Source organism: Oceanispirochaeta crateris, from assembly GCF_008329965.1.
Taxonomy (GTDB): domain Bacteria; phylum Spirochaetota; class Spirochaetia; order DSM-2461; family DSM-2461; genus Oceanispirochaeta; species Oceanispirochaeta crateris.
The window spans coordinates 1706990-1719375 of the sequence record NZ_CP036150.1; the positions used below are offsets into that span (position 1 = coordinate 1706990).

The following is a 12386-nucleotide window of genomic DNA, read 5'->3' on the forward strand; positions in this document are numbered from 1 at the left end:
GTATATTTTCGCTCAGGACCGTTGGGTCCTGTGAATGGCCTGTTTTCCATGGGGATGAGCATTCCGATAAACCTGACGGATTCTCTCAATCCCCGTATGGGTATACACCTGAGTCGTTGATAAACTGGCATGCCCCAGCAACTCTTGAACGACCCTGATATCAGCCCCTTCATTTAAAATTTCTGTGGCAAAGGCATGACGGAAAGCATGGGGACCGATTTTTCTATTCAGTCCGGACTTTCTCATATATTTCTGCAACAGATAATAGACCCCTCTGGTACTCAATCCCTGCCCCCTTTCATCTAAAATAAGAGACTGGATATCGGCCAGACCACATTGGATGAGCCTTTGACTCCTCAGGGGCAGGTACAGTTCGAGAGCATGCCTGGCTTTTTCACCAATAAAAACATACCGTTCTTTGCCCCCCTTACCCTTGATGAGAATTCTATTGGTACTGACAGATTGAACCGTGAGATGACAGAGCTCACTGACACGGCAGCCCGTTGAATAGAGCATTTCAAAGAGGCTTCTATCCCTTTGTGCCGTAAAGTCATCCCCCTCCACATGGTCCAGGAGTATACTGACCTCCCTGTTTGTCAGGTACACTGGAAGGGTCGCCGGTTTTTTAATTGACCGGACCCCCAAAAAGGGATTGCCATCGACAATATTCCTTTTTTCCAGATAGCTGTAATAACTCTTGAGTGACGACAGGGATCTGTTGATTGTTGATGTCGCCAGCTGTCTCACCGAGAGTGTACTGATGTACATCCTAGCATCATCCCGTCCGGCTTCAATCTCGTTTAATCCCTGTTCATTTAGAAACTCGTGCCAGGCTGAGATATCATTACTGTACGCCCGAAGAGTTCTCTCTGAAAGCCCCCGGAGGGCTCTTAAGTGGTGCTCATAATCTTTTAAATGAACATCAAATTCTGATATCAAAACTGAACCCTCCCCTTATAGAATTTCAATTGATCTTTTAACTCATACCGCATCATTTTGGAAGCCATAGAAGCAGCCTCAACGGTTGTTCCTGATGCCATTGGATAGGCATCTTCCATAGAATGTCCGGGACTTTCAAGATTGGGATAGATATCTTTCAGACAGCCTATGACCGGAGCCCCCTGGTCAGCCAGGAGTGCGCTTCCTCTTCCGGTCCTGCCACTCAATCCGTTTTCATGCACATAGACATCCCGCCCCTGATCCAGGGCAAAGTCCGCCGTGTGCAATGCTCCGGAGCGGCCGGGAGCCTGAACGATCACCACCGACTGGCTCAGTCCACTGATGATCCTGTTCCTTTTGGGAAAATTATACCGCACAGGTCCCGTACCGGGTACAAACTCAGAAATGAGTCCGCCTCCCTTTGTGACGATCTCCGCAGCCAACTTCCTATGGGCACGAGGATAGGGTTTGTCACAACCTGTTCCAAGCACAGCCCATGTCACACCACCCCCTGCCAGAGCGCCCCGATGAGCAGCACCATCAATGCCGGCAGCCATGCCGGAAATAAGAGGAATACCCGCTGTCGCCGCATCCAATCCCAATGCATATGCACTACGGTCTGCCTGAAGGGTGGGTTTTCTTGTCCCCACAACGGCTAATGATTCCCGGAGATCAGAAGGCAGAGAACCCTTCCAAAACAGAATGAAAGGTGGGTCGTAAATCTCTTTCAAAATACTAGGGTACTCTCGTCCCCCATACCAGGTCCACCGGATACCCAGGGAATTGGTCTTCTTAAGATCCCCCTCGCCCAGGGCCATAAGCTCATCGGGTTCAAAGGACCGCATCCGCAACTTTCTTCCCAAAAGCCATTCCATTTCATACAAAGAGACTCTTGAAAAAAGATCGGGACTGCTGAATCCGTTCAGGATTTTAAGTTTCTCATTTAATTTAAGTGATCCCAGTCGATTGAGGGCAAACAAGACGTTGAGGTCTATCAAAATGAATCCTCCCTTATTCTGTTCAAATATAGTGCAGCCTGTTCTTTCTCGGCCGAATACCCAGACAGAGAGAGGAGACGGGTATACTGATCCATTGCTTTTTCGGGTTGGTCCATTTGTTCTAGGAGTTGTCCGTACAGGAGCAGAGCCCTGCCATCACTGCGCTCAACTTTTAAATACTTCTCCAAAAATGGTCCTGCTTCAAAAGGACGGGATAATTCGTAAATATAGAGGATAGCCAGACTGTAATAGGGAGACATATACTTAGGCTCTAGATCAATGGCTTTTAAATAGTCTTTTTCTGCCAGAGCCAGCTCTGCCAACTTTTCTTCATCATTGTCCCTTAAGACGGCCAGTCTGGACAGAGTCACAGCCCGGTAGTAGTAGAGCCGTCCGTTTTCGGGGGTGATCTCAATGGCTCTGGAAAAACTATCCCGCGCGGGGGCATACATCTTATAGTCCAGAAATTTAAGCCCTAAAACCCGATAATACCGACCCGTGTTTTTCCCGGCGCTGATGGCATCATTCAGCTCTTTTTCCCAGTGATTTATGTCTTTGCGGATTTCCCTGATTTCGTCGGGTTCTGCCTCTGCAGAACCGATCTGTTCCAATTCATAGACTCTTTGAGCCAATTCGTTGTTCCTTCCCGGCTTGCAAGAAATAAGAATCAGAAGAGAACTCATAAGCCAAAATATCAAAAGAAATCTTGTTTTCATGACTTACTCCTGGGATGAAATTCACTATGGGCCTGCTGCAGATCATCTCTGTTCAAGTGAGTATAAATCTGGGTCGTACTGATATCGGAATGCCCCAGCATTTCCTGCACACTCCTGAGGTCGGCGCCCCCCTGCAAGAGGTGCGTTGCAAAGGAGTGACGCAGAGTATGGATTTTACCGCTGACACCGGCTGTTTCGGCTATGGATTTGAAATTTTTCCACATGCCCTTTCGGGAGAGTCCCTTTCCCCGGTTGTTTAAAAACACCGTATTGGTCATGAAACCCGGCCTTAGCATTCGAGGGCGTACTTCGTTCAAATAGATACCCAGCCAGTGCTCGGCAATGGGTCCCAGGGGAACCCAGCGCTCCTTTCCGCCTTTTCCAAAAACCTGAATCATACCGTCTTCGGTATACAGGTGGGTCATCTCAAGATCGACGGCTTCGGAAACACGCAGACCGCAGCTGTAAATCAGTTCAAAAAGGGTCCGATCCCTTTGTCCCAGGAGCGTATCAAGGGGTATGGCTGCTAAAAAAGCATCCACTTCCTCCAGAGTCATGACCTCGGGAAGAGACTGGGTGATCCTGGGCATATCCATTCCCTGCAATGGGTTAGTCTTTCTTTCTCCGCTTAGAATAAGGAATTCCATCATGGAACGCAGGCTGCTCAGTATCCGGGAGATAGTCCGGGGGCTCAGATCCTGTTCTTTCTGACGGACAGCCAACAGATAATTCTCCAAGAGGGGAGTGTCCAGATCCTGCCAGGATCTGTCAGCCTGCTTAAGGAAACCTTCCAGTTTCAAAACTTCCCTCAGATAGGCATCCACCGTATTGGGAGACATACGGAGTTCAACTGTGAGGTAGGTTTGAAACCGTCCGGACAATTCCCTTGAAATCATATTCAGCTACCGACCTTCCTGTTTCTCAAATAGGTGGGCACATAGAGGTCAGATTCAGAAGGCCCCGACCCGATAAGACTCTGAAAAGGGCTACCCATGCTATCAGACTGTTTGCTGTCATCATCATAGAAACTCTTCCATTTTTCATAGGGGAGGATTTCATCACTATGCCCTGGAACCTCGGGGACACTGGCTTTTTCCTGGACTTCCTGTTCTTCCTGTCTGCATCTAAATCCAGTGGCAATGACAGTGACCTTGATTTCATCTTCCATAGAGTCATCGATTGTAGTTCCCGGTATGACAGTGGCATCGGGATCTATGTTTTCGGCAATGATATCCATGACCTCTTTATACTCTGCAAGGGTCAGACTGCTACCGCCGGATACATTGACAAGAAGCCCCTTGGCTCCGTCAATGCTGGCATCTTCCAGAAGCGGATTATTGATGGCACTGGTGGCGGCATCGATGGCGCGGTTATCTCCCCGGCCGGTTCCGATGCCCATAAGAGCCTCACCCTGAGATCGCATCACGGCCTTGACATCGGCAAAGTCAATATTGATATCACCGTGCTGTGTGATGAGATCGGAGATACCCTGAACACCCATACGCAGCACATCATCCGCCATCAAAAAGGCTTCCCGAATAGGCGTATTCTTTTCTACAATCTTCATAAGGTTCTCATTCGGAATTGTTATGAGTGTATCCACTTCCTTGTAGAGTTTATCTATGCCGTCCTCGGCAAGACCCATTTTACGCCTTTGTTCAAATCCAAAGGGCTTGGTGACAACGGCAACGGTCAAAGCCCCCAGTTCACGGGCTATCCGTGCAATAATAGGAGCAGAACCTGTTCCGGTTCCTCCCCCCATTCCTGCGGTAATAAAGACCATGTCAGCCCCTTTGAGGACATTTTTAATGGTTTCCTTATCCTCATCAGCAGCCTGAGCCCCGATTTCCGGATTCCCTCCGGCTCCAAGTCCGCCTGTAAGCTTAGACCCCAGGGGCAGTTTAATGGGGGCTTCAGACTTATCCAGCGCCTGAAGGTCGGTGTTGGTCGCTATAAATTCGACCCCTTTGACTCCACAAGCTATCATTCGATTGACAGCATTGCTGCCACCGCCACCGGCACCGATCACCTTGATGACCGTCTTGTTTCCCAACGTTTCTTCCAGTATTTCAAGTTCCATAAATCCCCTCCCAAGGATAGATGTCAATCTAGTCGTTTTATTTTTTTTAACAGGTTTAAAACCCGCTGTTTCCTATATAAAATTAGCAAACCATTCTTTCAGGCGCTCCCAAAATCCCCAGGCTCCTCCAATGATTTCAGAATCATTCCCTAGGCTATTCTCTTCACTTTTAGCGGCCATAACCAGACCGACAACAGTAGACCATTCTGGTCCACGGCAATGACCCGGCAGATCTTTCAGTCCGGAGGGCATGGCAATTCTAACGGGTCTTCTGAAGATATCAGAGGCCAATTCACCCGCTCCGGGAAGCAAGGCCCCTCCGCCAGCAATGACAACTCCACCACCCAAACGGTTTAAATATCCCTTCTGGTGAAGCTGTTTTCTGATGAGCAGTAGGATCTCTGCCATTCTGGACTGAATAATCCTGCAGACATCCACTTCGGGAATACTCCGGGGGGGTCTTCCGCCAATCCCTGGAAGAAGTACTTCCTGAGAAGGGTCAACCAGAGGCTCCCAACACTTTCCCTGATTCAACTTGATCGCCTCTGCCTGGTCCATGGGCTGTTCCAGAACAATGGACAGATCGGTAGTCACCTGTTCACCCGCAACAGGAAGAGATCCAGAAAAATGAGGCGTTCCCTCAAAATAAACAATGGCATCACTGGTCCCGCCGCCTATATCCAAATACAAAACTCCCAACTCTTTTTCATCGTCGGAAAGAATATTCTGGGACGCCACAAGCGATTCGAGGGAAATCTCATTCACTTTATATCCACTGCGGTTTGTGCATTTAATCACATTTTGAGTGGCGGCGATGCTTCCTGTGATGATGTGGACATCCGCTTCAAGGCGCACACCGATCATATCCAGAGGATCACGGATTCCCACCTTGTCATCAACCATAAAATGCTGGGGGACAACATGGAGGATTTCCCGGTCCATGGGGACAGCAATGGCTTTGGCGGCTTCGATGACCCGGCGGATATCCTGGACAGTGACTTCTCTCCCCTTACCGCTGACGGCCACAACACCTCGGGAATTGAGACCTTCTACGTTCCCGCTTGTTACGGCGGTGTACACATCGTGTACTGTCCGGCCTGCTTCCTGTTCTGCTGCTTCAATAGCATCGGCTATGGCTTTCTGAGCCGCCTCGATATTCACAACAACGCCCTTGCGCAAACCATCTGAGGGCACAGAACCAGCTCCGGCGAAGCAGAGCTCTCCTGCATCGTTATATTCTGCAATGAGTGCTGAAACTCTGCTGGTTCCAATATCCAGTCCTACGACAATATCTTTTTCCGGCAAAACTAATTGCCCTCCCTTGTTTTCAGAACAACCTGTTCTGTTCTGAAGTCTGCATATTCCAGATTCTTCATAAGACTCCCAGAACTCAAAGAGTCGAGAACCAAAAGAATTTTTTTCATAACCGTATCCGATAAAGCTGCAGAAAGAAGGATCGGCAGTTTATAGGAGTTCACATATAACCTGATTTCATTGAACACTCCCTGGTTGTTTCTAACAGAGATTTCTGAAATCTGCCCAAATAAATGGGGGGAGTTCTTTTTGAGGTTCATTAAATCCCTTAATAGAGGGGAAAGAGAATCGGGCAGCCTCTGTGTTCCGTTCCTGTCTTCAAGGCTCAACCCGGTCAGTACGGGAAGATCCATGTATCCGGAGTTTCCCGGAACTTCGAAGACCACACCATATTCATCAAACGCCAGAGGTTCTGACTCTCCCGGAGTACCCGCAAAGGCAAGCCCTAAGGGAGATCGTCCAAAGAGTATGATCTTTAGAGTACGGGGAAACTGTTTTTCCACATAGGCTTTTCTGATCATGGGAAAGGATTCAAAATTCTCTCTTATTTCGCTCTCATTCAGTGAAATATAGTTTTCACGCCCAGTCAGACCACCCATGGAAAGGAGAACCTCATCAGAAAGATCCAATGTGCTTTCCAGCAAGATCTGTCCAATCTGCATACGCGGCAGAATCAAATAGGTCAGACACAACTGGATTCCGAGAAGCAGAAGCAAAAGCATAATAAAAATAAATAAGACCCGCCGCAGCTTTAAAACAACAGGAAGCTCTGCAAATTTAACCATAGCAAAGGACCTCCCTGTCTTTGGCTTTATACCTTGAAAAATTGATCAAGAGGCCAAATATCCCCAGAGTCACCAGAGTAGATGTTCCTCCGGCTGAAAACAGGGGGAGCGGGATTCCTGTGGCAGGCAAGGCGCCGCAAACAACAGCCGCATTGATCAAGACCTGAAAGTAAACCGAAGAGGTCAAGCCGAAGGCTGCTAATCTGACATAACAGCTGGAACTGTTTAATGCGACGGAGTAACCTTTTATGGCAAACACAAGGAAGAGGAACAGAATGAACACAATGCCGGCAAATCCTGTTTCCTCTCCTACAACCGCAAATACAAAATCCGAATGAGCCGCGGGAAGACCGCCTAATTTCACCTGCCCCTGTCCAACACCCAGGCCCCAAAAATGACCGTTTTGAAGGGCCATCCTGGACTTGAGAAGCTGATATCCGGCCCCGCTGGGATCTGCAAGGGGGCTGAGCCAGGAACGGATGCGTTCCAGACGATAGGGTTTGGCCATAACCATGGGGATGGCAGACAGCACAATGGCGGCTGATCCGCCAAAAATATAGGACCAGCGGATTCCGGCGAGGAACAGAAGCAGAATGGCAATGAGAAAGACGTAAATGGCCGAGGAGAAGTCATTCTGGAAATACACGAGGACAGTCATAAAAACTGACATGATCAGAACGGGAAGGATTGAATTAAGAAAGTCATCCATCCTATCCTTTTTCTTATCTAGAATATGCGCCATATACAACACCAGTGCCACACGAACCAATTCACTAGGTTGAAAAGAGTTACCTCCAATTTCAATCCACCGACTGGCTCCTCCGGCGGTACTTCCTATTCCCGGAACATAGGTGAGGATATTCAATACAATGGTTGTTATGATAAAGGGATGAGTCAGTCTTCGAATCAGGGTGAGGGGCATACGGCTCAAGATAAAGCTGAACAGAGTTCCCAGAACAATCCATAAGATTTGACGATTAAAAAAGTAAAACGGATCACCCGCTGCAACTCTACCAAAATGGTATGAAGCTGAGAACAGAGCACTCACCCCGGTCCCTGTTAACAGGACCATAATGCCTAAAAGGCCGGAGTCACTTACTCTGAGAACCATGCGGTCAGCTTCGAACCGTCTCATTGCTTCCTCATACCCCCTATTGGATCTTCAAGGTAGACAAACCCAGGATGGCAAACATGCCTCCGAGTATCCAGAACCGAGCCACGACCTTACTCTCTGCCCACCCGGATAATTCAAAATGATGATGAAGAGGTGCCATCTTAAAAACACGTTTCCCGGTTTTCTTGAAGGAATACACCTGAATCATCACAGATACGGTTTCAATCACAAAAACGCCGCCGATGATGACCAATAGGATTTCTTTTTTAAGGATGAGAGCCAGAGTTGCCAGGAATCCGCCCATGGCGAGGCTCCCCGTATCTCCCATCATGATCTCAGAGGGATGACAGTTAAACCAGAGAAAACCGACACAGGCACCCATCAGAGCAAAGCTGGAGACGGTCAGTTCTCCAGAACCGGATAGAAAAGGGATTTGCAGATAGTCAGAAAAAACAGCATGACCTGTTAAATACGCAATGGCCGTGAAGGCAATCAGTGCAATGATCATCAGACCCGTTGCCAGTCCATCCAATCCATCGGTGAGATTTACAGCGTTAGAAAAGCCTACGAGAAGGAAGATCCCAAAGGGGATGTAAAGCAAGCCCAAATCCAAAACAGGATTCTTCAAAAACGGAATATAAAGCAAGGTCGTATGATCATTCTGACAAAAGTAAAGGATGAGCATGATCACAAGAGAAACGAGGAGCTGTCCCCATAATTTCAAACCGGAGCGCAACCCGTCGGAACTTTTTCTGGAAATTTTCAAATAATCATCTAAAAACCCAAGTAATCCGAATCCTAAAAGAGAGACCAGGATGACCCAGGTATAATACTCGCTTAAATCCTGCCATAAGAGGATGGAGACTGTCACAGACAGGACAATAAGGACACCGCCCATGGTAGGGGTTCCTGCCTTGGTCAAATGAGTTTCTGGTCCATCATTCCTGACCTCTTGACCTAGTTTTAACTGAGTAAGAACCCTGATCACCCTGGGTCCCAGCAAAAAGGACAAAAGAAGGGCTGTCACGGCGGCATAGGCCGAACGGAAACTGATATACTTAAAAATATTGAAAAAAGAAAAATACTTTACAAGCGGATAAAAAATCGCTTCAAACATGTCCCCTCCCGAACATAAACAAAATCCCTCAGCACCGCTGAAGAGCTATTTTAGAGTCATTTATTCCCGGGGCATTTGGCCCCTAGGAAATTTTCTTATGCCGTTCCTCAAGCAAAGGAGCCGCCAATCGTTCAAGCTCCATACCGCGGGACCCCTTCAAAAGGACAAGGTCACCAGGTTCTGAAGCAGTAAGCAGCATCTTTTCCAGGGTACGATAATCGTCGGTATGAAACGCCCCCTTTCCGGTCAACTGATACTCATCAAATGCAGCCTTCATTTCGGATCCAAAGAAAAAAGCCTGATCGACAGGGCTGTCGGTTAACGCCTTGCCAATCGTTTTATGAGCTACCTCACTTTCTTCACCTAACTCAAGCATATCCCCCAAGACCAAAATCCTGCGCCCCCGCGCAGGCATGGCAGAGAACATTTTCACGGCGGCTAAAACTGAATCAGGATTGGCATTGTAGCAATCCTGCACTATGTCGACGCGCCCTTTTAGGATTTGGCTCCGTCCAAAGACGGCACCCAGGCTCTCAAGTCCCTCACGAATCTGATCCCACCTTGCACCAAGAGACCTTGAAACGGCAATGGCGGCCAGGGCATTATTCAAATTATGATATCCGGGCAAAGCCAAACGAATGGTGCAGTCGGTAAACACCAGCCTTTGTCCTTCAAGACCCAAATCCTGAACTTCTTGAAGCTCTGATAGAGACCGCTCACCATAACGATGCAATATCCCCTGCAGATTTTCTGTCAAAACATCCCCAAAGGGTTCATTTTCGTTGATGAATGCACGGTTGCTTTTCTTAAAAAGAGAAAAAATCTTGCGTTTTTCTTCTGCAATCTTTCTCTTACTGCCAAGATATCCAATATGCGCACTTCCAATATTTGTAATCAGCGCTGTTCCCGGCCTAGCAATATCGACCAGGACATCCATTTCACCAACATGGTTGATTCCCATCTCCAAAACGGCAAAATCATATTCTTTATTCATCCTGAGAACCGTCAAAGGCAAACCAATTTCGGAATTAAGATTTCCCTGATTTTTATAGGTTCGCCCCATGGTTTCCAAGACAGAGGCTATCATTTCTTTCGTTGTCGTTTTCCCATTACTCCCGGTAACGCCGACAACCTTCAACTTTGAAAAACGGGCCCTATGGGCAGCGGCAAGCTCCTGCATTTGCTTCAAAGTATCCTGTACAGGAAAAAACAGAACCGGATACTGGGCAGCCCAATTTTGCAAAGTCTTGGAATGAGCCTCAGCCCAGTCCTGCTCTACCAAAACAGCGGAACTACCTGCGGCAATAGCAGATTCAATATGAAGGTGCCCATCTGTCCGCTCACCCTTGAGGGGAACAAACAAAGAACGTGGCCCGGCTTCTCTTGAATCGATGCAAATTGTCTGCGGTTCCTGACAGCGCGTTCGGTCACCCACAAAAAAGCCACCGGAAAGCTTTAGAAGCCTGGAACAACTAAAGGGGGAATTCATTCTTCCCCCTTTTGAAGCAGAATAATATCTTCTGCATCTGCCTTCTTAAGATCCGGACTGTCTTCTGCCAGTGCTCCGACCCTGGAAGGCGAGCTGTATACGGCGACAGCCGCTAAGGCCCTCTTATTTTTCTCGATCAGATCAAGCTGCTTTTTCTGCAAGGTCACCAGATCGGCCTGGAGTTGCTGATACCTGAAACTCTGCCACACATTCAAACACAGAAACACAGGAAAAAGCAGAAGAAAACAGAAGGTGATTGCCTTTTTAAGCATCTGCTTCCCTCCAGAACTCAGAAATTCTCCTAGCTACCCTGAACTTCGAACTCCTCGAAGCCGGATTTTCCCTGATTTCGGCCTGTCCGGGCACTACGGGTTTACGAGTAAGAACATCGACAACCCTGGCACCCCCACAACTGCAGCGCGGCTGCTGGGGAGGACAGATACAGTCCCGATGAAGGTCTTTAAAAAAATGTTTTACGATCCGATCTTCCAGGGAATGAAAGGTGATCACTCCAATCAATCCTCCGGGATTAAGAGCTTTTACAGCATCTCTCAAAACAGAACGAAGACGGCCCAATTCATCATTAACAACAATCCGGATGGCCTGAAAAGACCTAGTAGCAGGATGAATGCGGCCATGCCTATAGGCAGACGGTACAGAACCGGAAATGATCCCGGCTAACTGAAAAGCCGTTTCTATGGGGGCGAGAGTCCTTTCGCGGACAATGGCTCTGGCGATCCGTCTGGAATATCGCTCCTCACCGTATTCGAAGAGAAGATTAGCTAAATCATTTTCTTCGTAATCATTCACCAGGATATAGGCCGATAGCGGATTATCAGGATTGAGGCGCATATCAAGTGGTTCATCCTTGCTGAAGGTAAACCCTCTGCCGCTTTTTTCGTAATGGAACATACTGATGCCCAGATCCATCAGGATTCTATCTGGCCCAGGTTCTCCCTGATGATCGCGAAAATACTGATCAAAATAAGTATTCACAAACTGCACTCTGTCAGCAAAGGAAGACAGCCGTTCTTTAGCCCGTTCCTGAATTTGCGGATCAGCATCAATACCCAGAACCTGAAGATCGGGAAATCTAGTCAAAAATTCTAAAGAGTGTCCGCCTTCACCCATGGTGCAATCCACAAGAAGCTGTCCCGGTTTATCCGGCGCCAGGTAAGAACAGACTTCTTCTTTCATGATAGAATAATGTACGTACTTCTGTTCTTCCATCTATAACCCCAGGTCGCCCATGCCGGACAAGTTACTCCAACCCTCTTTCACAGACTGAGAGCAGGCCTCTTCATATTCTTCGTAAACTCTTTCATCCCAAATCTCGATATGGTCATCCATACCAATGAGGGAGCAGTCTCGGCTCAAACCGACAGACTTCATCAGTGCGGGGAAAAGTTTAATCCGTCCGCTTTTATCAACAGGAATCTCTTCTGCAGGAGCAATAAGCCTTCGATAAATCATCTGGTACTGATCATTGAAAAGAGATTTTTTTTCACTGAGTCCCTGAACCAGACGTTCCCAGTGATCTACAGGAAAAAGCCAGAGACATCGGTCAACACTCTTTGTCAACACAAGAGAATCCATAGGGACCTGAGCTCTCAACTTTGCAGGAAGCATCATCCTTCCTTTATCATCAAGAGTTGTACTAAATTGGCCACGAATTCCCCGTATTTCCACTTTCCCCCACTTTTTTCCACTTAATTCCATAATATGCATGGAAATTTGGATTGTCAACATAGATTGAGAAAGTGAATTCCTTTATTATCAAATAGACAGAAAAATACCACACATATGTTTAGGTTTAGTGCAAAAAAAGACCCCG

General features: G+C 47.6%; 13 protein-coding genes. All 13 read right to left on the reverse strand.

Annotation, left to right across the window (positions count from 1 at the left end; all coding sequences use genetic code 11):
- Nucleotides 1-12: 12 nt before the first annotated feature.
- The 13 genes from EXM22_RS07815 to mraZ all read right to left on the reverse strand — a co-directional run bounded on the left by EXM22_RS07815 (nt 13) and on the right by mraZ (nt 12280).
- On the reverse strand, nt 13-939 hold the full coding sequence (locus EXM22_RS07815; protein WP_149485978.1) for a tyrosine-type recombinase/integrase: 927 nt from the start codon (nt 937-939) through the stop codon (nt 13-15).
- Nucleotides 936-1937, reverse strand: coding sequence for a DNA-processing protein DprA (dprA, locus tag EXM22_RS07820; protein WP_149485979.1), 1002 nt, complete (start codon nt 1935-1937; stop codon nt 936-938). Before dprA ends, EXM22_RS07815 begins: the two co-directional genes overlap by 4 nt.
- Entirely contained in the window at nt 1934-2653 is a 720-nt protein-coding gene (locus EXM22_RS07825) for a tetratricopeptide repeat protein (RefSeq protein WP_149485980.1), read from the reverse strand. The genes dprA and EXM22_RS07825 overlap by 4 nt, the downstream gene beginning before the upstream one ends.
- A complete protein-coding gene (locus EXM22_RS07830; RefSeq protein WP_149485981.1) occupies nt 2650-3549 on the reverse strand; it encodes a site-specific tyrosine recombinase in 900 nt (299 codons plus the stop codon). Before EXM22_RS07830 ends, EXM22_RS07825 begins: the two co-directional genes overlap by 4 nt.
- 2 nt (nt 3550-3551) lie before the next feature.
- Nucleotides 3552-4733, reverse strand: coding sequence for a cell division protein FtsZ (gene ftsZ / locus EXM22_RS07835; RefSeq protein ID WP_149485982.1), 1182 nt, complete (start codon nt 4731-4733; stop codon nt 3552-3554).
- A gap of 72 nt (nt 4734-4805) precedes the next feature.
- Nucleotides 4806-6038, reverse strand: coding sequence for a cell division protein FtsA (gene ftsA, locus EXM22_RS07840; protein ID WP_168203408.1), 1233 nt, complete (start codon nt 6036-6038; stop codon nt 4806-4808).
- A gap of 2 nt (nt 6039-6040) precedes the next feature.
- Nucleotides 6041-6832 (reverse strand): cell division protein FtsQ/DivIB, encoded by a 792-nt coding sequence (locus tag EXM22_RS07845; RefSeq protein WP_149485984.1) that lies wholly within the window; start codon nt 6830-6832, stop codon nt 6041-6043.
- The gene (ftsW, locus tag EXM22_RS07850) at nt 6825-7967 is read right to left on the reverse strand and encodes a putative lipid II flippase FtsW (RefSeq protein ID WP_149485985.1); all 1143 of its coding nucleotides are present in this window, start codon (nt 7965-7967) and stop codon (nt 6825-6827) included. Before ftsW ends, EXM22_RS07845 begins: the two co-directional genes overlap by 8 nt.
- Before the next feature lie 16 nt (nt 7968-7983).
- The gene (mraY, locus tag EXM22_RS07855; protein WP_149485986.1) at nt 7984-9063 is read right to left on the reverse strand and encodes a phospho-N-acetylmuramoyl-pentapeptide-transferase; all 1080 of its coding nucleotides are present in this window, start codon (nt 9061-9063) and stop codon (nt 7984-7986) included.
- Nucleotides 9064-9145: 82 nt separating this feature from the next.
- Nucleotides 9146-10552 (reverse strand): UDP-N-acetylmuramoyl-tripeptide--D-alanyl-D-alanine ligase, encoded by a 1407-nt coding sequence (locus tag EXM22_RS07860; RefSeq protein WP_149485987.1) that lies wholly within the window; start codon nt 10550-10552, stop codon nt 9146-9148.
- On the reverse strand, nt 10549-10824 hold the full coding sequence (locus EXM22_RS07865; protein ID WP_149485988.1) for an FtsB/FtsL family cell division protein: 276 nt from the start codon (nt 10822-10824) through the stop codon (nt 10549-10551). Before EXM22_RS07865 ends, EXM22_RS07860 begins: the two co-directional genes overlap by 4 nt.
- Complete coding sequence (gene rsmH, locus EXM22_RS07870) at nt 10817-11782, reverse strand: 16S rRNA (cytosine(1402)-N(4))-methyltransferase RsmH (RefSeq protein WP_149485989.1); 966 nt, start codon at nt 11780-11782, stop codon at nt 10817-10819. The genes EXM22_RS07865 and rsmH overlap by 8 nt, the downstream gene beginning before the upstream one ends.
- Nucleotides 11783-12280: a division/cell wall cluster transcriptional repressor MraZ gene (gene mraZ / locus EXM22_RS07875; RefSeq protein ID WP_210411566.1), complete on the reverse strand. Its 498-nt coding sequence runs from the start codon at nt 12278-12280 to the stop codon at nt 11783-11785.
- Nucleotides 12281-12386 lie beyond the last annotated feature (106 nt).

Excerpts from the sequence above, each read along its gene's own strand:
- EXM22_RS07845 (WP_149485984.1), bottom strand. The coding sequence starts at position 6,832 with ATGGTTAAATTTGCAGAGCTTCCTGTTGTTTTAAAGCTGCGGCGGGTC.
- mraY (WP_149485986.1), bottom strand. The coding sequence starts at position 9,063 with ATGTTTGAAGCGATTTTTTATCCGCTTGTAAAGTATTTTTCTTTTTTC.
- rsmH (WP_149485989.1), bottom strand. The coding sequence starts at position 11,782 with ATGGAAGAACAGAAGTACGTACATTATTCTATCATGAAAGAAGAAGTC.
- EXM22_RS07865 (WP_149485988.1), bottom strand. The coding sequence starts at position 10,824 with ATGCTTAAAAAGGCAATCACCTTCTGTTTTCTTCTGCTTTTTCCTGTG.
- EXM22_RS07860 (WP_149485987.1), bottom strand. The coding sequence starts at position 10,552 with ATGAATTCCCCCTTTAGTTGTTCCAGGCTTCTAAAGCTTTCCGGTGGC.
- mraZ (WP_210411566.1), bottom strand. The coding sequence starts at position 12,280 with ATGCATATTATGGAATTAAGTGGAAAAAAGTGGGGGAAAGTGGAAATA.
- EXM22_RS07830 (WP_149485981.1), bottom strand. The coding sequence starts at position 3,549 with ATGATTTCAAGGGAATTGTCCGGACGGTTTCAAACCTACCTCACAGTT.
- ftsZ (WP_149485982.1), bottom strand. The coding sequence starts at position 4,733 with ATGGAACTTGAAATACTGGAAGAAACGTTGGGAAACAAGACGGTCATC.
- EXM22_RS07825 (WP_149485980.1), bottom strand. The coding sequence starts at position 2,653 with ATGAAAACAAGATTTCTTTTGATATTTTGGCTTATGAGTTCTCTTCTG.
- ftsW (WP_149485985.1), bottom strand. The coding sequence starts at position 7,967 with ATGAGACGGTTCGAAGCTGACCGCATGGTTCTCAGAGTAAGTGACTCC.